The sequence below is a fragment of the Micromonospora sp. NBC_01796 genome (genome assembly GCF_035917455.1).
In the GTDB taxonomy this organism is placed as follows: Bacteria; Actinomycetota; Actinomycetes; order Mycobacteriales; family Micromonosporaceae; genus Micromonospora_G.
The window spans coordinates 5,975,583-5,994,066 of the sequence record NZ_CP109078.1 but is presented as its reverse complement, the minus strand read 5'-3'; the positions used below and the strand labels follow the sequence as shown (position 1 = coordinate 5,994,066).

At 68.2% G+C, this 18,484-nt stretch carries 17 protein-coding genes; 10 read left to right on the top strand and 7 right to left on the bottom strand.

Features of this window, described 5'->3' with window-relative positions:
- Positions 1-8: 8 nt before the first annotated feature.
- The 4 genes from ureE to OIE47_RS27295 are packed head-to-tail and all read left to right on the top strand — an operon-like array spanning position 9 to position 2,890.
- On the top strand, positions 9-572 hold the full coding sequence (gene ureE, locus OIE47_RS27310; RefSeq protein ID WP_326557369.1) for an urease accessory protein UreE: 564 nt from the start codon (positions 9-11) through the stop codon (positions 570-572).
- Positions 572-1,273 carry an urease accessory protein UreF gene (locus tag OIE47_RS27305; RefSeq protein WP_326557368.1) on the top strand — a complete coding sequence of 234 codons (702 nt, stop codon included), beginning with the start codon at positions 572-574 and terminating at the stop codon, positions 1,271-1,273. The genes ureE and OIE47_RS27305 overlap by 1 nt, the downstream gene beginning before the upstream one ends.
- 22 nt (positions 1,274-1,295) lie before the next feature.
- Positions 1,296-1,979, top strand: coding sequence for an urease accessory protein UreG (gene ureG, locus OIE47_RS27300; protein WP_326557367.1), 684 nt, complete (start codon positions 1,296-1,298; stop codon positions 1,977-1,979).
- The gene (locus OIE47_RS27295; RefSeq protein WP_326557366.1) at positions 1,976-2,890 is read left to right on the top strand and encodes an urease accessory protein UreD; all 915 of its coding nucleotides are present in this window, start codon (positions 1,976-1,978) and stop codon (positions 2,888-2,890) included. The genes ureG and OIE47_RS27295 overlap by 4 nt, the downstream gene beginning before the upstream one ends.
- A 119-nt stretch (positions 2,891-3,009) precedes the next feature.
- Here OIE47_RS27295 and OIE47_RS27290 read toward each other — a convergent pair whose 3' ends face one another.
- Positions 3,010-4,413: a serine hydrolase domain-containing protein gene (locus tag OIE47_RS27290; protein ID WP_326563259.1), complete on the bottom strand. Its 1,404-nt coding sequence runs from the start codon at positions 4,411-4,413 to the stop codon at positions 3,010-3,012.
- A gap of 280 nt (positions 4,414-4,693) precedes the next feature.
- Here OIE47_RS27290 and OIE47_RS27285 point away from each other — a divergent pair, with 280 nt between their 5' ends.
- Complete coding sequence (locus OIE47_RS27285; protein WP_326557365.1) at positions 4,694-5,230, top strand: low temperature requirement protein A; 537 nt, start codon at positions 4,694-4,696, stop codon at positions 5,228-5,230.
- On the opposite strand, the gene OIE47_RS27280 is transcribed toward OIE47_RS27285, so the two are convergent.
- From OIE47_RS27280 to OIE47_RS27270, 3 genes are all read right to left on the bottom strand, one after another.
- A complete protein-coding gene (locus OIE47_RS27280) occupies positions 5,158-5,895 on the bottom strand; it encodes a VOC family protein (RefSeq protein ID WP_326557364.1) in 738 nt (245 codons plus the stop codon). The two genes, OIE47_RS27285 and OIE47_RS27280, sit on opposite strands and share 73 nt — an antisense overlap.
- A gap of 582 nt (positions 5,896-6,477) precedes the next feature.
- Entirely contained in the window at positions 6,478-6,822 is a 345-nt protein-coding gene (locus OIE47_RS27275; protein WP_326557363.1) for a DUF1801 domain-containing protein, read from the bottom strand.
- 439 nt (positions 6,823-7,261) lie between these two features.
- Positions 7,262-9,199, bottom strand: coding sequence for an ABC transporter ATP-binding protein (locus OIE47_RS27270; RefSeq protein ID WP_326557362.1), 1,938 nt, complete (start codon positions 9,197-9,199; stop codon positions 7,262-7,264).
- Between the two features lie 1,355 nt (positions 9,200-10,554).
- On the opposite strand from OIE47_RS27270, the gene OIE47_RS27265 reads away from it, so the two are divergent.
- Both OIE47_RS27265 and OIE47_RS27260 read left to right on the top strand, forming a co-directional pair.
- A complete protein-coding gene (locus OIE47_RS27265) occupies positions 10,555-11,301 on the top strand; it encodes an SDR family NAD(P)-dependent oxidoreductase (protein ID WP_326557361.1) in 747 nt (248 codons plus the stop codon).
- A gap of 29 nt (positions 11,302-11,330) precedes the next feature.
- Positions 11,331-12,131, top strand: coding sequence for an SDR family NAD(P)-dependent oxidoreductase (locus tag OIE47_RS27260; RefSeq protein ID WP_326557360.1), 801 nt, complete (start codon positions 11,331-11,333; stop codon positions 12,129-12,131).
- Positions 12,132-12,495: 364 nt separating this feature from the next.
- Here OIE47_RS27260 and OIE47_RS27255 read toward each other — a convergent pair whose 3' ends face one another.
- The gene (locus OIE47_RS27255) at positions 12,496-13,053 is read right to left on the bottom strand and encodes a hypothetical protein (RefSeq protein WP_326557359.1); all 558 of its coding nucleotides are present in this window, start codon (positions 13,051-13,053) and stop codon (positions 12,496-12,498) included.
- Positions 13,054-13,326: 273 nt separating this feature from the next.
- Between OIE47_RS27255 and OIE47_RS27250 the strand changes: the two genes are divergently transcribed.
- The 3 genes from OIE47_RS27250 to OIE47_RS27240 all read left to right on the top strand — a co-directional run bounded on the left by OIE47_RS27250 (position 13,327) and on the right by OIE47_RS27240 (position 16,016).
- The gene (locus tag OIE47_RS27250; RefSeq protein ID WP_326557358.1) at positions 13,327-13,923 is read left to right on the top strand and encodes a TetR/AcrR family transcriptional regulator; all 597 of its coding nucleotides are present in this window, start codon (positions 13,327-13,329) and stop codon (positions 13,921-13,923) included.
- 151 nt (positions 13,924-14,074) lie between these two features.
- A complete protein-coding gene (locus OIE47_RS27245; protein ID WP_326557357.1) occupies positions 14,075-14,872 on the top strand; it encodes an SAM-dependent methyltransferase in 798 nt (265 codons plus the stop codon).
- A gap of 367 nt (positions 14,873-15,239) precedes the next feature.
- Positions 15,240-16,016, top strand: a complete 777-nt coding sequence (locus tag OIE47_RS27240; RefSeq protein ID WP_326557356.1) for a maleylpyruvate isomerase family mycothiol-dependent enzyme — start codon at positions 15,240-15,242, stop codon at positions 16,014-16,016.
- A gap of 61 nt (positions 16,017-16,077) precedes the next feature.
- On the opposite strand, the gene OIE47_RS27235 is transcribed toward OIE47_RS27240, so the two are convergent.
- Together OIE47_RS27235 and OIE47_RS27230 are read right to left on the bottom strand one after the other, a co-directional pair.
- On the bottom strand, positions 16,078-16,740 hold the full coding sequence (locus tag OIE47_RS27235) for a hypothetical protein (RefSeq protein ID WP_326557355.1): 663 nt from the start codon (positions 16,738-16,740) through the stop codon (positions 16,078-16,080).
- A gap of 232 nt (positions 16,741-16,972) precedes the next feature.
- Complete coding sequence (locus tag OIE47_RS27230) at positions 16,973-18,478, bottom strand: penicillin acylase family protein (protein WP_326557354.1); 1,506 nt, start codon at positions 18,476-18,478, stop codon at positions 16,973-16,975.
- Between the last annotated feature and the right edge of the window lie 6 nt (positions 18,479-18,484).

Sequence of the window (18,484 nt, the reverse complement as noted above, 5' to 3'; positions counted from 1 at the left end):
AGTTCGACGTGCTCGTGGAATCGGTGCTGGGCAATGCGAGCGACCCCGGATGGAAGATCCGGCTCGACGCGGCCCGGGTGGACGACCTCCTGCTCGACCAGTGGGAGGCGCAGAAGAACCGGCTGCGCAAGCGCACCGTGGACGGCGACGAGGTGGCGCTTTCCCTGGGGCGGGGGCACCGGCTCCGCGACGGCGACATCCTCCGCTGGGACGAGACGACGCGGACCGCGGTCGTGGCCCGGATCCAGCTCGGCGAGGTGATGGTCATCGACCTGAGCGGGCTGGGCAAGGAACCGGCAGAGCTGGGACTGCGCGCCGCGATCGAGCTCGGCCATGCCATCGGCAACCAGCACTGGCCGGCGGTGGTGAAGGACAACAGGATGTACGTCCCGCTCACCGTCGACCGGAAGGTGATGGACTCGGTGATGCGGACCCACGACCTCACCGGCGTCTCCCACGATTTCGTTCCCGGCACCGAGGTCATCGCCTACCTCGCCCCACACGAGTCCCGCCGGCTCTTCGGCGGCGCCGGCTCGACACCACACTCACACGCTCCCCAGCCCGTCGACTGATGGAGCCGCCCGCGTCGACGATCCCGGCGACCCTGAAGATCCTCCAGTTCGGGGACTCGATGTTCCCCGTTGGCGCCTTCTCCTTCTCCGGTGGGCTGGAGATGGCGGTGCAACAGGGCGTGGTCCGGGACCGCGCGGGGCTGGAGGAGTTCACCCGTACCCTGGTCCACCTCGCCGCCACCGGCGACGGCGTGGCGGTTCTCGCCGGGCACCGCGCCGCCGCCCTGGGCGACCTGGACCGGATCCGCCAGGCGGACGAGGCGGTACACGTCCGCAAGCTCTCCGAAGAGACCAGGACCATGACCGTACGGATGGGTCGCAAGCTGGCGGAGGCGGCGGCACACGTCATCGGGGACTCGATGCTGGACAAGCGACTCCGGGACGCGGCCGCCGATCCTGTTCCCGTGACCTACCCCGTCGCGCTCGGGGCGCTCTTCGCCGCCCTCGAACTCACCGAGGAGGACGCCTTCGCCACGCACCAGTACGGGGTCGCGGTGATGGTGCTCAGCGCCGCCGTACGGCTGATGCGGGTCGACCACCTCGACACCCAGGCGATCCTCTACCGGGTCAACGCGACCGCCGCCGACGAGTACCAGCGGGTGAGGGCGGCGGGCCTCGACGACATGTCCACCTTCGGGCCCGTGATCGACGTGCTGGCGGCGGCCCACGTCCACGCGCACGTCCGCATGTTCATGAACTGACAGCAGAGTTTCGGGAGTGGGTATGAAAACGGTCAGCCGGATTGGTGTCGGAGGCCCGGTCGGCAGCGGCAAGACGGCGATCATCGAGGCGGTCGTCCCCAGGTTCGTCGCCGACGGGCTACGGGTGCTCGTGGTGACCAACGACGTCGTCACCACCGAGGACGCCAAGCACGTACGGCGGGCACTCACCGGAGTGCTGGTGGCGGAGCGGATCATCGGTGTGGAAACAGGGGCGTGCCCGCACACCGCGGTCCGGGAAGACCCGAGCATGAACCTGGCCGCCGTGGAAGACATGGAGGAACGGTTCCCGGACAGCGACCTGCTGCTCATCGAGAGCGGGGGCGACAACCTGACCCTCACCTTCAGCCCCGCGCTGGTGGACTACTTCATCTACGTCATCGACGTCGCCGCGGGCGACAAGATCCCGCGCAAGAACGGTCCGGGCATTTCCCAGTCCGACATCCTCGTGGTCAACAAGATTGACCTCGCACCGTACGTCGACGCCGACCTCGACCTGATGGCCCGCGACGCGGCCGACATGCGCAACGGGAAGCCGGTCGTCTTCACCAACTGCAGGACCGGCGCGGGTATCGACGAACTGATCTCACTCATTCGACACAACGCCCTTTTCGATCTCGCGCAGCCGGTCGACCCGGACGCACCGCAGGCCCGTCAACCAGCCGCCGCGCTGGACGTACCCGCATGATCTCGGTTGACGACGCGCCCGAACTCGCGCCCTACCTCGACGAGCCGGCCCAGCTACCCAGCGGCGCACCGGGCAAGGTCGGCCTGCTGCGCCTGGCGTTCGAACACCGGGACCGGCGGACGGTGCTGGCCGACCTGTTCAGGCAGGCCCCCCTGCTCGCCCAACAGGCGTTGTACTGGGACACCGCGATGCCCGAGATGGCGTGCGTCTTCATCATCACCACCTCCGGCGGGATGCTCCAGGGCGACCGGCAGCGGATCGACGTGTCGCTCGGCGTCAACGCCCGCGCCCACCTCACCACCCAGGCGGCAAACAAGATCCAACAGATGGACGCGAACCACGCCGCCCAGATCCAGCAGATCACCCTCGCCGACAACGCCTACCTGGAATACCTCCCCGAGCCCGTCATCCCCTACCGGAACAGCCGGTTCATCACCCGTACGGGCGTCACGCTGCCGGAATCCGCCACCATGCTCTACACCGAGATTCTGTTGCCCGGCCGGAAGTACCACCGACAAGGTGAGATTTTCCGGTACGACCTCTTCTCCTCGACCGTCCGGGCCGCCCGACCCGGCGGCCCGGACCTGTTCGTCGAGAAGTTCGTCGTCGAGCCCGCCTCGTTCGGAGTGGCCCGGTCCGGCGTCCTCGACGACTTCCACGTCTTCGGCAACGTCGTCCTGCTGACCTCGCCCGAGCGCGCCGCCAGGGTGTACGAACGGACTCCTCCGATGTGGGACCACGGCACCCCGCTGGTCGCGGGAGTCAGCCGGCTACCGAACGGCGCCGGCCTGATCTACAAGGTGCTCGGACGGGAGACGGAACCGGTGCGGGCCCAGGTGCGTGAATTCTGCGGCACAGCACGCATGGAGACCGTCGGCCGGGCCCTTCCGCCGGCCTTCGGATGGCGCTGACAAAGCCGCACGTCACGGCACCCGAGCCGCCCCTTCGAGCGCCAGGAGCCCCGCCGCGCGGGCGGCCGGGTCCATGGCTACTCAGGGCGACAGGTCGGATGTCGGAGGGCGCCATGGTGCTACCGGATGCCGAAGGTGGCGACGGCACTGGCTGCCGTCAGGACCGACAGGCCCGTACTCAACCAGCCCAGCCACGCCCAGCGGCCCCGGTAGGTCCGGATCCACCTCCAGCGGAGGGCCGCGAGCATCAGTGCCGCTGCCGACAGGCCGGCGCCGACGGCCCACAGCAGCCACGGCACCACCTGCCAGGCGCCGACCGGGTACGCCAACACCGGTCCGGCCACGGCCCAGATCCCGGTCGCGACGAGCTTGAGCCGGTCGGGGTGTCGGAGCGTTGCCAGGAGAAGCACAAGGGCCCCGCCGAGGCTGAGGAGTACGGTCACCGCGATGGCCAGCCCACCTGGACCGGCGGGACCCCGATCCGGCAAGGCCCGCCCCACGAGCAGCCCTTTACCCAGTTCGGTTACCGATCGGTCGGTGTTGCCGAGGACGACAACTCCTCGCCCAGCTGCCCGATCGAATCCTACGAATGATCGGAACCCGCCGGTACCACCGTTGTGCCAGGTGATGTCCCGCGCCGGGTCCGAACTGGTGGTATCGGTGAACCAGCCGTAGCCGATCCGCCGGCCCGGCGCCAACGCTCCGGCGTCGAACCGAGGCGTACTCGCAGCAATGCCCGGCGCAGTCCCCTGCAATATGGCGTTGACCAGTTTCGCCAGGTCCGGCGCGGTAGACCAGGCACCCACACCGGCCGGCGCGTAGCCGGACCCTTGCCACGGCGCGGTCGCTCGACCGCTGACGGTGCTGCCATCGGCATGTGGTTCGGGGATCGGCTCGCCGTCGAGGTGGAACCGGGTCTCGGCCATCCCGAGCGGTTGCAGGATCCGCTGCCGGAGCAGTTCCGGGTATGACATCCCGGTCCGCGCCCCGAGCGCCGCGCCGAGCAACGCCATCCCGTAGTTGGAGTAGCGCACCGTTCCCGGGTCGGTGACCGGCGTGCCGCCCACCGACGAAAGTAGCCGACCAACATCCTGCCCCGCGTACGGGCCGGCAGCCGACACCTGTCCGGACGAGGTCATCCACACCGCAGGCAACCCGGCCCGGTGACTGGCCAGAGCGTCGAGCGTGATGTTGGCGATGGTCGGGGCGGCCAACGCCACGTCGGGCAGCAATTCCTTGAGCAGTTCATCGGTGCGCACGGTGCCGTCCGCGACGAGATCGGCGAGCAACATGCCGGTGAGAGCCTTGGTCACCGAACCGATCTCGAATGACGTGGCCGGCTCGACGCCACCGCCGAGACCTGCGAACCGCACCGTACCGTGCTCCACCAGTGCAATCGAGAGCGTGCGATATCCGTCGGGATCAGAGATAGTGGCCCGCACCGACGCTGCGAGTTCCACGTCCCCCACGGTGTCCGGGCCAAGACGAACCGGGCGCGGACCCACGAGCCAGCCGAGCAGCATCGCACCCAACCCCACGACGACGACTCCGATCAGCATGCGGCCACGGATCATTCAAAAATCCTTCCACAAACCGGCGCTGTCGGTTTCCGGGGCAGCGCCAGGTGCGCCGGCCGGCGAACCTGCCCCTTCGAACTCCAGCTGACAGGGCATCGGACGCGGTTGCACGAGTACCGCCAGTTCGGCTCGATACCACCGGACGAGGCGAGAAAGCATCTGCCCGGGCGCTGACTCGATGGGTCTGGGGGTCGCGAATGAGTGAGGGGCGCGGGCGCTCTGGCTGGTGTGGTCGTTCACCGCGCTGATCACCAGCCGACTGGACCCGGACCGGCCCGAGATCCAGTTCCTCGTCATCGCAAGCATGTTGGGCGCCATGGATGTCCGTCGCCGTTCTCGGGGCTTCAACGAGCACGCGGTCGTGTTCGCCGGGGCATACGTGGCGGTCCAACTTGGCCGGTCGGTGTTCCTCGCGGTGGTCCACCGGCCGGAGCGGATCGTCTCCCTGCGGGTGATCTTCTGGCTCGGTACGAGCGGAATGCTCTGGCTGCTCGGCGGCGTGACCGCGAGCCACGGCGTACGCGGCGTGCTGTGGACCCTGACGGTCGGGCTCGACTTCGCCGGTGCGGCGTTCGGCTGGCCGACCCCCAGGCTCGGCCGAGCCCGCGTCGCCGAGTGGTCGATCGCCGGGGAACACCTGGCCGAGCGGTACTTCGCTCGTGGCCGTAGTGAACGGAAAAGAGGCTCGGGTCAGCCTGGGGCAAGGAGGCAGAACTCGTTACCTTCCGGGTCGGCGAGGACCGTCCACGGGACGTCGTCTTGACCTAGGTCGATGGAGGTGGCGCCGAGATTCCGCAGCCTGGCCGCCTCGGCCTCCGGGTCGTCGCTCGGGTATGGACGGACGTCGAGATGGACGCGGTTCCACCCGGTCTTCGCGTCGGGTGTGCGAAGGAACTGCAGATATGGGCCGACGCCCTTGGCGGAGCGCAGTACCGCGTCGTGATCGGTCACCTCGTGCAGGATCCAGTCCATGGCACTGCCCCAGAAGCGGGCCATCGCCCGCGGATCCGCGCAGTCGACCACTACCGCGGCTATCGGCCCGGTGTCCCGGTAGAGCGGTCGGGGGTCCAGCACACAGAACTCGTTGCCCTCCGGGTCGGCCATGACCGTCCATGGGACGTCGCCCTGGCCTACGTCGGCGGGTGTCGCGCCGAGATCCTTCAGCCGCGTGACCATCTCCGCCTGCTGGGCTGCCGAGGTGGTGGCGAGGTCGACGTGCACGCGGTTCTTCACCGTCTTGGGTTCCGGGGAGACGACCAGGTCGAGGCAGACGGCGACGGCGTCGGGGTAGACGAAGCCCTCGGGTTCGAGGTTGGTCACGCCGGGTCCCTCGCTGGAGACCTCCCAACCGAGCGCCGCCGCCCAGAAAGCGCCCAACGCGGAGTCGTCCCGAGCCTTCATGTTGACCTGAACAAGCCGCGTTGCCATGCCGGCGATGCTACCGACTCGAAAGGTTGAAGTTCGGGTCGTCACGGTAGTTCGGGGTCGAGGGTCATGCCGGTGTCGGCGAGGAGGTCGGTCTGTTGCTGGCGGGCTCTGGATCAGGGAGACTACGCGGCTCGGCTCGGCTGCCGTGCGAGGCGCCGGCCGACCACGTCGACTGACAACGCTTGGCTGGGCGGGGCCACCGAGATCCCTCGATCCCGCCCGGAGCCCCACTTTCGCCCGTCGGCCGCCCGGTGCCGACGCGCGACGCGGTACGTGACGAACACGCACCAAGAAATGGCCAGGCACTACCAGCCCCAGGAGCTGTCTGGGTGGACACCGCAGCGTTCTGCCATCTCGGCCTGGCGTCGCGCGCGATCGGCGGCAGCAGCGGTCGGCCGATGGCCCTGTGCTCAGGAGCGGGGCGATCCCATGCGCCCGCCGCAGCCTGGCGCATGGGTCACCATCACCGTAACGGACCGCCACACAGCGGGCCACCGTCTTCTCATCGGCCCGGTCAACCACGCCGTCGAATGCGCGCAGCAGGTCAGATTCCAGACCGTGTCACGGCAGAAACGCCGGCAACTACAAGGCAGCCGTGGTCTTTCCCAGGATGCTGGCGAGCGCGCCGTAGTCGACGTCCTGCCCCTCTGTGATATCGACGGTTTTCCGTTCACCGTTGCCCATTGCCCGGAGGAATCCCTTGACCTCGGGGATGTCCGTTGCGTTGAACACCATGAACGAGACCTTGGACTTCGCTACCGCTATGACGGCCGCGTAGTGGCCGTTCTTGGTGTAGTGCGGCTTGCCGTACTGAAGCCGCTCCTCCACGCCTGGCACGGTTTGGTCGATCATCGCGCGTAATTTTTCACATACGTCGATCTGCCACGGCTGGGTCTTGTTGATGTACTGGGTGACGTCGTCGTTCACGGTCTTTCCTCCGTCACTGTTCATGGGAAAGCGGGTCTATGAGACGTGTCGTAGCCAAGGGTCGAGTGCCGCCCCGCTCCTACCCTTCACCACCCAGGGCGCCGGGCTCCTGCCCCCACCCGACGAGCTTGTCCTCCGGTGGGTGCGTAGGTCAGCACGACCACGCCCGAGTCGAACGGCTGCGCGCCGATCAGGCGGAGGACCGCCGGCTCGTCCGACTCCTCGAAGAGGCGCACGCCACCACCATCACAACGGAATAGGTGGCCAGGCGCAGTTCGTCGACGAGTTCGTTGTACAGCAGCCATCCCGACCAGTGCGACGCTACCGTAGATCAGGATGTCGCCGCTCACCCTCGGCCTTCAGGACTCCCCCTGTGGTCGCCTCGGCCTGGGCATCGTTCCAGACCGGCGCACGCGCTCACGGCAGCTTTGGTTTCGGGTCATGGCGCGGACTCCGGTAGGTAGCCAGCGGCCTGCAGGTCGAACAGTTCACGGTAGAGCCCGTCCTGGGCCATCAGGTCGTCGTGGTTGCCCTGTTGGACGAGTCTGCCCTCGCGCATGACGTAAATCTGGTCGGCGTGGCGGACGTTGGCGAGCCGGTGGGTGATCAGGACGATCAGACGGTCGGGGTGGCGGCGCAGGTGCTGGAACATCGCGTGTTCGGCGCGGGCGTCGAGGGCGGCGGAGGGTTCGTCGCAGACCAGCAGTCGGGCGTCGCGGTAGAGGCTGCGGGCGGCGACGAGGCGTTGCCACTGGCCACCGGACAGGTCATGGCCGTTCTTGAACTCGCGGTCGAGCAGGGTGTCGTAGCCGTAGGGCAGGTCGAGGATCATGTCGTGCGCGGCGGCGGCCCGAGCGGCGTCCTCCATACTCGGGCCCGGCCTGTTCACCGGCCCGTCATGCCGCCCGATGAGGATGTTCTGCCTCGCCGTGAAGGGAAACTTCCACCAGTCCTGGGTCATCACCGCGACGTGTGAGGCGAGGCTGTGGTGGTCGAGATCTGCGGTGTCGGTCCCGTCCCAGCGGATCACGCCGGAACTGGGGTGGTACAGACCGGCGATGAGCTTGGCCAGGGTGGTCTTGCCGGAGCCGTTCTCGCCGACCAGGGCGACCACCTGGCCGCGCCGGACGGTCAGGCTGACCTCGTCCACGGCCGGGGTGTCGGTGTCCGGATAGCTCAGGCTGACCCGGTCGAGTTCGATGGTGTCGAACCCGTCGACGGGCTGGCCGTCTGATGGCCGGGTGCGGCCGTGGGCGCGGGCGAGAAAATCGCGGTAGTCCTGGTAGTAGAGGGCGTCCTCGTACAGCGAGTTCGTCGCGAACACCGCGATGCCCAGACTGGAGTGGGCGGTCTGCAACGCCAGCAGCGCGGTCGCGGCGGCGGCGAGGGCGACCCAGCCGACGAGAAGCAGCCCACCGAGGACGCCGTACACCGCGAAGCTGGCCAGCCCCGCGACGGAGGCTCCGAAAAGGCGGGTGGTGGTCTGGGAACGGACCAGGTCGAGATCGGCGCGGGTTTCGGCGTTCATCATCCGTCGGTACTCGCCGAGAAGGAACTCCCGCATCTGGTACGAGCGAATCTCGGCGGCGGTGTGCCGGTTGGCCATCAGGGTGGCGAGCATCCACATCCGTCGGCGTCGGGTGATCCGGGCCAGCAGGTTCAGGTACTGGCGGCGGGCGATCCGTACCGCGGTGACCGCCTCTGGCACGGCCGCGAGCAGGAGGCAGGGCAGCAGAATCGGTTGGATGACGGCGACCGCGACGGCGGTCGCGAGCACACCGACGACACCGGTGATGAGGTTGACGGTGTTGTCGACGATCGAGGCGGCCTCACGCATGCCCCGGTCCCGTGCCCGGTCCATTTCCTCGGCGAAACCGGCATCGTCGAACGCGGCCAGGTCAACCGCCGTGGTCGCCTCGAACATCCGCAGCTCCACCCGGTAGTTGATCTGCGGCATCAGCCGGGCCTGAGCCCACCCGGCGGCGATCGTCAGACCACCCTTCGCCATCACCGCCGCCGCGGCGACCAGGAGCGCCGGAAGGGCGGCGCGTACCCGGTCGGGGGTGGGGCCGGCGGCGAACAGTTGGGTCAGCACGCTCGTCGTGGCCAGCAGCCCGAAGGTGGTCATCACCCCGGCGGCGATATTCAGCCCGATCGAGGCGATCGTGTCCCGACGGCTGGTCGCCCACGCCACCCCGATCGCCTCCCGGACCAGGTGGGGCAGGCGGCGGGCCACCGCCCAGAAGCTCGTATGGGCGACCTCACGGGCGTGATGCATCCAGTCGGGATCCTCCAGTTCCGGCAACACCAACTCGTCGGTATCGCTGGTCCTCCCGTCCTGGTCCGAGGACTGATGAGGGCGGATCACAGTCTCCACACGACCTCCTTGAGCAGCAGCGGAACTCGGGGGCAGCACGGGCGGCAACAACCTCGGACAGGGTGAATCACCCGGCACATCGCCGGAGGAAGCCGGCATTGGCGGAGGGGCGGCTCCGGCCTCAGCGAGGGGAACCATGCCCAGGAAGCCTACGTTCAGCAATCGGATCGAGTCACGCAGTTACCGGCGTGTCGAACGCGTGTGTCAACGGACGTCCAGCAGTGCCGCGTCCGGACGGCGACCGCTGGTCCGATATGACCCCGAGGCAGCTCGACGCGCGTACCACGCAGGCAGCCCGAGGCGTACGAGTCACCGCGTCGACACGAACATCACCCCCGTGGAGCGCCACCCCTTCCGGATCCCCTCCTCGACCTCGCCGCGACAGGACTCCAGCTCGTAACCGCGATCGACTGACGGACGGCGGGTGCCTGGCCCACCATTGACGGTTCGTCCAGTCAAAGATCTAACGTCCATTATGGACGGTTGGTAGCATCGCCCCTGACCATGATCAACTAGATGTACAGGGGGATCTGATGAAGTCTCGACGTCAGACAATCACCCTGGTCATCGGCGCAACGGTGGCCGCGATGGCCGCGCCGATCCTCACGCCGACGATCCAGGCGCAGGCCGGCCCGGCGAGCTACTGCAGCAGCCTGCCACAGTGGATCGGCAGCGTCTGGTACTACATCGACAACTCTGTCCAATTCGGCGAAAACATCTACCGGGCGAAGGTCTCGCACCTTTCGTCCGGCGGGCTCGCTCCGGCCCACGCGCCCGAGAAGTGGGCGCCCGCCGGTAGTTGCTCGTCCGGCCAACCCACGCCGAGCGGGAACCCGACCTTCTACCCGACCGACAACCCGTTCCCGTCGACCAGCCCGTCCAGGTCCTCGTCGCCCTCCGCCTCGCCGTCGCGTACGCCCACCCCACACCCACCGCCTCGGGTAAGACCCCGACCCCGAAGCCGTCGCAGAGCTGACCGGCGCCAGCGGGGCGTGACCTCGCCCCGCTGGATCAGCAGATCCCGGCGGCGTACTGCGCCCGGTGCCGCTCGCAAACCCGGTTCTGGCCACGCTGCCCGCGCATATTCGCTGATCATGCCCCGGCGGAGCTTTCCTCGGCGTACCCGGCTCGTGGTTTGGATCGGCCATCGGCGCCGGCGGCGTCTCGCGGTTGGGCGGGCGTTGCGACCGGCCCGGGTGGGGCCCGACGACGCTCTCCGGCCCCTGCGTCGGAGCAGGATTCTGGCGACGAAGCGAGGATTGGGCAAGGAGTCGCGAGGATTCCCCTAACACATCGGTTGGCTGTCGCGTTTTGCTATAAGCATGAACACAACGACAGCCAGTCAAGCAGTAACCGTGGTGACCGGCGCGAGCGCCGGCATCGGGCGCAGTGCCGCGATCGAGATCGCGGCACGCGGTATGGGAGTGGTCGTTACCTACAACTCCCGTCCCGATGGCGCAGCAGAAACGGTCTCCAGGATTCGAGACAACGGCGGCCGGGGAGTCGCGTTGCCTCTCGACATCGGACAAAGCGAAACCTTTCCCGCGTTCAGGAGCGAGCTCGCGCGTGTCCTCCGTGACGAATGGGGCACCGACAAGATCCACGCGCTCGTCAACAACGCCGGTTTCGGTGGCGGTCGCGCATTCGAGGACATGAGCGAGGAGGCATTCGACCAGTATTACCGCGTGCTCCTACGCGGGCCGTACTTCCTCACGCAGACGCTCCTGCCGCTGATCCACGACGGGGGCTCGATCATCAACACCTCAAGCAGCTCGGTACGTCCCGGTGACACCGAGGCCGGCTACTCGGGGTACGCGGCGATGAAGGGCGGTCTGGTGATCGCCACCCGATTCCTCGCAAAAGAGCTGAGCCCGCGAGGCATCCGCGTCAACTCGATCGCCCCCGGACCGACTCGCACCCGCATCGGCGACGACGCGTTCGAGAAGTACCCCGAGATCATCGAGGGCATGGCCGCCAGGACCGCACTCGGCCGCGTGGGCGAGCCCGAGGACATCGGCAGGGTCATCGCGTTCCTCGCCTCGGACGACTCCGCGTGGATCACCGGGCAGGACATCCAGGTCTCAGGGGGATACGCGCTGTGAAGACTACCGGGGAGCGGTTCGGCACGGTCGTGCTCACCGGCGCCACGAGCGGCATCGGCGAAGCGGCAGCCCACCGGCTGGCGCGAAGCTCCGAGACGCTCATCGTGCTCGGGCCCGAGCCGGAAGAACGGGTGCGACAGGTTCTCACGCAGATCCGCAGGTCCGGCCCTGCCGAGGTCCACTACGTCGAGGCCGACTTCGCCGACCTCTCCCAGGTCGTCGAGGCTGCCCGCTCGATCAGGTCGCTCGTGTCGACGATCGACCTGTTGATCAACGATGCCGGGGTCCCGGGCGCCCCGCAGCGCATCGTCACGACGGCTGGATACGAGCGGACGCTGCAGGTCAACGCACTCGCGCCCGCGCTGCTGACGCGGCTGCTCGTGCCTTCGCTGGCCGAGGGCGCACGAATCGTGAACGTGGGGTCGTCCGCGCACCGCGTCGAGCGGTTCCACTTCGACGACATCGACCTGGCGCACGGTTACTCGCCGGTGGCCGCGTACGCACGAGCGAAGCTCGCGATGGTGACGTGGTCGTCGCTGCTCGCGGAGGAACTCCGGTCGATGCCGGTCAGTGTCGTCGCCCTCTGCCCCGGACTCAACGACACGCCGCTCAGCGCCGCGATGATGGGCCGGATCGGCGGTCCCCCCACCCGGGGCGCGGCCCGGGTGCTCCACGCCGCAGTCGCCGACGTCCCCTCCGGCTCCTACCTCGAGGACGACCATGTCGTGTCGCCGAGCGGGGACGCCGCCGATCCTTCGAACCGGAAACGGCTCGCCGACCTCTACTGGGAGCGGCTCCTGCCGTTGGCGCTCGCGGGAAGCGAACGATGAGCGAGCGCAGCGCGACCACAGGCGAACGGTGCGGCCTCGCGCAGACCAGCGACGTTCGGGACGGACGCACCCTGGTCGTCATCCTTCCAGTGCGCGGCGAAGAAGTCCCGAGGGCACACCACGGCCGCCACGTCCAGGTCACCGATCACCGCCTCGCGAGCACCGGGCGGCTGACGAGCCGCACGGAGCACGGTCGCGCTGCGCATCAACGCCTCGGTCGGCATGACCAGTAGGAGCACTCACCACCGACCAGTTCCCGCTCGACTACGGCGGCGGTCGGACCACCGTGCACGACTCGATCGGCGACGTTCTCCCCGACCGTCCCGCGCCGATGACGATGGCGTCGTACGTGGTGTTTTCCATGTCAGTTCCCCCTCGCTGCGCGGCCGAGTCGGATGGCCGCGATGAGGAAGAAGATGGCTCCGGGGATGGCGTAGCCGATCGCGTTGGTCAACACCGGGTTGTCCGCGGAGGCAGCGGCCAAGAACGACCCACCGGCAAGCACGGAGATGCCACCACTGATGATCATCGGCCACTGGCCGCCCATCTTGCGGCGGGTGACGCCCACGATCAGCTGGACCAAACCGGCCACGACCGCCCAGGCGCCCCACACGCGCAGGACCGCCGGGATGCCGGAGGCACCTGCGATGGCCAGGCCGACCGCGGCGAGCAGGCTGACCGCAACGTTCACGTACAGCAGGGTGGGTGATCCGGTGGCCCGCGACACGCGGACGTCGACGATGGCGGCAGCCACGTCGAACAGGGGGTAGATCACGAGCAGCGTGACGGTGAGCGGATTGAGGTGTTTGGCGAGCGGGAGCGTCACGAGCGCCCAGACGATGGCGAACGCGAAGCGACCGAAGTACAGCCGCCGCAGGGCGGACGCCGTCGTCGAGATGCCGGAAGCGGCAAGGGTGGTCATGGTCAACCTTTCGGTGGTTGCTGAGGGACTGGGTCCAGCGGGTGCCGCGATCGGAACATCACTCAGGAAGAACGAACGTTCTGCCTGATCCCGACTATGACAACCCCGCTTCGAGATGTCAAGACGGAACGTTCTATCTACGGCGCACCTCACACGGAACGCGAAACTCCGGACGGTTCGGCCCCTGTACGGGGATGCTCGTTGGACCCTGTGGATCAGGAACGTGACGCAACAAACGGCAAGACCGAACGTTCTGTCGCTACACTCGTTCCCATGGCGCGTACCGAGACCGAAGCCCGGCCATCCGAGGCGCGACTCCGGCTCCTGACCACGGCGAGCAGGATTTTCTACGCGGAGGGGATCCACTCGGTCGGCGTCGACCGGGTCATCGCCGAGGCGAAGGTGACCCGGGCCACCTTCTATCGGCACTTCCCCGGCAAGGAAGACCTTGTCCTCGCCTACCTCCAGGCCGCCGACCACGGCATCCGTAGCCAGGTGGAAACGGCCATCGACGCAGGCACATCGGCGAGCGACACGGTCCGGGCCGTTGCGGCGTCGATCGCCGCAGGCATCCAGTCCCCCGGCTTCCGCGGATGCGCCTTCCTGAACGCCGTCGCCGAGTACCCCGACCCCGCCCATCCCGTGCATCAAGCCGTACTCGGCCATCGGCGATGGTTCCTCGAGACGATCAGCACCCTGATGGCGAGCATCGAGGAGACCGAGGCTGAGCGGGCCGCGCAGCACTTCGTCATGCTTCGGGACGGCGCCATGGCGGCCGGCTGCCTGTTCGACCCGGTCCTGATCTGCGAGACCTTCCTCCGCGGTGTCGACGGACTCGTCCAGATCCACGGCTCGCGACAGCCAACCTGACCGCCGCGACAGAGCCTCGGGCCGCCGACCGAGCAGCCCATCAGCTCAAACCGTCCTCATGGCCGGTGAGCTGGTTCAGGGCGATCGAGGATCACCTTGCTTATGGGAGGATGTCTCGCCATAGACGTTCAACGGGTCGGGGGAACAAGCCGTGGAAGATCGTCGGGCAGAGCAGGAACTGGACACCTCCGTGCCGCACTCGGCACGGTTGTGGAACTACTGGCTCGGCGGTAAGGACAATTTCGCCTCTGATCGAGCAGCCGGTGACGAGATCGCCAGGCGCCTACCGCAGATCATCGACCTGGCCGTCGAAGACCGCGCCTTCCTGCGCCGGATGGTTCATCACCTCGTCGCAGAGCAGGGAGTCCGCCAGATCCTGGACATCGGCACCGGCCTACCCACGGCGGACAACACCCACCAGGTCGCTCAGTCCATCGCCCCGGAATCCCGCATCGTCTACGTCGACAACGACCCACTCGTACTCGTGCACGCCCGTGCCCTGCTGACCGGCTCTGACGAGGGCGCCACCGACTACATCGAGGCCGACCTGCGCGACCCGGACACGATCCTGCGCGAAGCCCGTCGCACCCTGGACTTCGACCAGCCGGTAGCGATCACCCTGTTGGGGATCCTGCACTTCATCCTCGACGACGACGAGGCACGAGAGGTTGTGCAGCGGCTCGTCGACGCGCTGCCGTCGGGCAGCTACCTGGCCATCGCACACGGGTGTCACGACATCAACCGGGCCGAGGCCGACGACATCGTGGGGTTCTGGAACGAGCACGGCACACCGAAGATCGGCTACCGCAGCTCCACCCAGATCGCACGCTTCTTCGACGGCCTCGAGCTGCTCCCACCCGGCGTGGTGCCCTGCTCACGATGGCGTCCCGGACCAGACACCCCCGACATCGACGTGAACCAGTACTGCGGTGTGGCGCGCAAGCCGTAGAACGTCCACGGCGAGCTGGAGAGGCTTTCCGGCGTACCCGTAGCGCTTTATCACCTGCGCGAACATGCCGTCCGGGCAGCGACCTCTGACGGGCGTCCTCACCCTCCGGACACGGTGGCGCGGTTTCACGTCGAGCGCCACGGGACCGGAGATGTCCCGGCGCGGGTAGATGATCGGCGGGGGTGGCCGGAGTCGATGACGTGGCGGTCGCGGCGACGAGAAATACAGGCAGGGTGGGCCTTCGGCGAAGCTGCGGGCTATTCACCTTCGCTCGTACCGAAGCTCTTTTCGTATCGGACGACCGCCCACGGCCCGGCCGCATGACGTATTTTCAGCAAGTATCGACGGAGCACTTGGAGGTGCAGCGATGGACACGTCCACCTATTTGAATGCTGTTGTCGAACAGACGAGCACGTTCGCCGACTGGGTACACGGCAGGGACGCGGCGACCCCGGTACCGACATGCCCGAAGTGGACCCTGGCCGATCTGGTCGACCATGTCGGCGCGACACAGCACATGGTGACAATGCTCGTGGGTGAGCGATTGACCGAGCCGAGCAGGGCCTTCGCCGGCTACGTTCCAGCCCCGACCGATTCGGCCCAGTGGCGCGTCTGGCTGACCGACGCCGCGGCCGAAGCGAAGCAGGCGTTCGAATCGGTCGCCGACGACACACCGGTGTGGGATCCGTCAGGCGGCGACGCGGGCGTGCCGTTCTGGTCGCGTCGACTGCTCGGCGAGGCTTGCGTGCATCGCGCCGACGCGGCGGCGGCGCTCGGTTTGCGGTACGAGCTGGCGCCGGAGCCCGCCGTTGCGGCAATCGAGGACTGGCTGGACACGATGACGTCCCGCGGCTACTGGGAGAACAGGCCGGACTTCGCCGATGCGATGCGCGGCGCGGGCCAGACCCTGCATTTCCACGCCACCGACGCATCCGGGGAGTGGGTGGCACGCCGGGAACCGGACATGGTCGTCCTGGAGCGCACGCACACCAAGGCGGACGTCGCGGTACGCGGCTCAGCCGCCGAACTACTGCTCGTGCTCAGCAGGCGTCGCCCGCTGGATGCGGCTCCCACCCTGGAGGTGCACGGCGATCGGGCGCTACTCGACCACTGGATCGAACACATGAACTGGGTCACCGACTGACCGCGCATCGGTGAAGGCCCGCACGTGGGGCGGATATCCGAACAGACCGATCTGAGTACGTCTAACGCGCGGAGTTCAGTACGGCGGATTCGATGTACCGCGGGTCGAGCGGGGCGACGGAATCCTGCGCATCCTCGACATCGAGATCCTCGTCGAGAGCCTCGGCCAGTTCGGCGAACGCGTCCTCGACGGGCTCAGGCTCCGCGAGCAGATCGGCCAGCGGCCGCTTGCCGACGAAACGTACCCGGCTGTTGTTCACCGTCAGCAGTGCCAACGGTGAATCCTGATCGCGTCGGGGCAGCATGCCCGCAGCGTCCTCCCAGAACAGGACGTAGCCGTCCGGGCCGTCGTCCTTGACCGCACCGGCGCCGGCCAGCATCAGCAAGAGCCGCCGCGCGGCTGTCTCCCAGACTCCGGGGTAACCAACCGTCCACAGATACGCCTCCAGTGCGCCATCCCGGTACCGCAGCACGGTGAGCACCCCGTCGCCGTTCACAGCGCAACTGGCAGCAACCCGCCCGGCGAGGAGCTCGCGGGGAGTCAGGTCGGTCTCGGCGTCCGTCCAGTCAGCTTGCCCCTCACGGTCACCCCAGTACCAGCCGACGAACATGTCAGCCGGGTTTTCGATGACCGCCGCGGACGCTATCGGAACGTCAAGCCACGAGTCGAAGCCCGTCCGTGGCATTGGTATCCGCGCCGCGGTGACAAAGGTAAAGGACACCATGGACTCCTGACACACTCAGCGACCGTGGTTGACCCTAACAAGACGGCCCGAGCAGCGAAGCCGCCGCGGCGCCGACCGAATCGCACCTGGCTGCCGAGATAGACCGGTCCGGGGCCGATTTCCGCTGGTATCGGGAGCAGACGATCTTCGGATCCGGCCCGGACCAGGGTTGGGTGCGGTGTCCGCCCGTACAACGGGCAGACACCGACACCGATGTGGACCGTTCGGTCGGTCAACGGCGGAGCGTGCGGACCCTCAGCGCCGGGTCACTGGTGATCTCGGCCGGGGTGAACCGTTCGGTGACCCACCGCTTCGCCGAGTACCGGCGGGCCTGGTCGGTGCGGTACGGCGAGCCCACGTTGCTGGACTGGCCGTACGTGAGCAGCGTGCGGGTACGCGGCCCGGCCGCGGTGAGCTCGACGGCCATGATGAAGGACGACCCGTGCGCCACGTCCGGCAGCGACTCACCCGAAGCCGGCTCCCACTCGTCGGTCATGAGGTTGAAACTGTCGGTACGGGTCAGCGTCGGCAGCCGGCCCGGACCGAGGAGGCCGGGAGCCACCGCGTCCGCGTCGCTGCCCCAACCGCAGGAGGAGCGGCTGCCGTCGAGGACGATTTCGCCGTACTCGGTCCTGCTGCCGCAGCGGCCGATCAGCTCGTCGCTGACGTGCGGGACAACCTGCACCCCGCTGAAGTACGCGGCGCCGTCGGCGTCGGCGGCGATCGTGTTCGCCCACGGGATGCCGAGGTGCCGGGTCAACGACTCGTGTAGCCGGGTCACGTCGCGGGAACGGCCCATGTCCAGCGTCTGGTCGAGGACACGCAGGTTGCCGGCGTTCGCGTCGCGCATCGCGTACGCGTGCTCCTGCGACCAGGGCACCGACCCGCCGGCGACGATCGGGCCGTCCGGTGTTCGGTAGACCTTGTGGCTGACCTGACCGAGCTGGCCGTCGGCCCGCGGCACAGTGACCCGGACCGTGGCCTGTTCCATCCGACGCGGCCGGCCGTCCAACAGGTAGCTGGTCGGGTCACCGGGGACGAGCGTGAGCCGGGACATCGTCGTGGTCTGCGCGGTCGACGCGGTATGACTCCAGGCCAGCCGGTCGTTGTGGCCGATGTTCACCACCGGCAGGCCGTAGAACCCGGCACCGCTGACGTCGAGCTCGCCGGGAATGGTGAGGTGCGGTTGGTACAGGCGCAGGTCACCGTTCCATGGCAGGTGCGGGTTGGCCAAGAGCAGTCCGGTGCGGCCGGCCGACGCCGCCCGGCCGATCCCGATGGCGTTGCTGGCCAACCCTGCCGGGGTGCGGGGTGAGTGCGACGCACCCGTCGGTGTGCGGGGCGACGCGTCCGCGGCCGGCACGAGGGCAGGGTCGGCCGCGGTTCCGGGTGGCGCGGCGCTCGCGATCGCGTAGCTGGCGGCCTCGCCGCCGTTGAGCTCCGCGATCTGGTACGCCCGCCGCCACACGTCCAGCTCCGTGATCGGCCGTACCCACCCCGCCCCGCGGCAGGCCGCATCCGGCAGCCCCGCTACGGTCCGCTCGGCCAGGTACCGGTTGTAGCCTGCGGCGTACCCCCGGACCAGCTCCCGAGCCTGCGACGACGGCCCGATCGGCGGTGGGCCGGCCAGTAGCCGCTCCACCGTTCGGGACTGGTTGACCCAGGTGTGGTAGATGTCGCGGGCGAGGATGTGCGGGATGCCGTGCTCGGTCCGGCGTACCACCGCGCCGAGTCCCACCGGCCG

Excerpts from the sequence above, each read along its gene's own strand:
- OIE47_RS27255 (WP_326557359.1), bottom strand. The coding sequence starts at position 13,053 with ATGACCACCCTTGCCGCTTCCGGCATCTCGACGACGGCGTCCGCCCTG.
- OIE47_RS27250 (WP_326557358.1), top strand. The coding sequence starts at position 13,327 with ATGGCGCGTACCGAGACCGAAGCCCGGCCATCCGAGGCGCGACTCCGG.
- OIE47_RS27290 (WP_326563259.1), bottom strand. The coding sequence starts at position 4,413 with ATGCTGCTCGGCTGGCTCGTGGGTCCGCGCCCGGTTCGTCTTGGCCCG.
- OIE47_RS27235 (WP_326557355.1), bottom strand. The coding sequence starts at position 16,740 with ATGGTGTCCTTTACCTTTGTCACCGCGGCGCGGATACCAATGCCACGG.
- ureG (WP_326557367.1), top strand. The coding sequence starts at position 1,296 with ATGAAAACGGTCAGCCGGATTGGTGTCGGAGGCCCGGTCGGCAGCGGC.
- OIE47_RS27305 (WP_326557368.1), top strand. The coding sequence starts at position 572 with ATGGAGCCGCCCGCGTCGACGATCCCGGCGACCCTGAAGATCCTCCAG.
- OIE47_RS27240 (WP_326557356.1), top strand. The coding sequence starts at position 15,240 with ATGGACACGTCCACCTATTTGAATGCTGTTGTCGAACAGACGAGCACG.
- OIE47_RS27295 (WP_326557366.1), top strand. The coding sequence starts at position 1,976 with ATGATCTCGGTTGACGACGCGCCCGAACTCGCGCCCTACCTCGACGAG.
- OIE47_RS27280 (WP_326557364.1), bottom strand. The coding sequence starts at position 5,895 with ATGGCAACGCGGCTTGTTCAGGTCAACATGAAGGCTCGGGACGACTCC.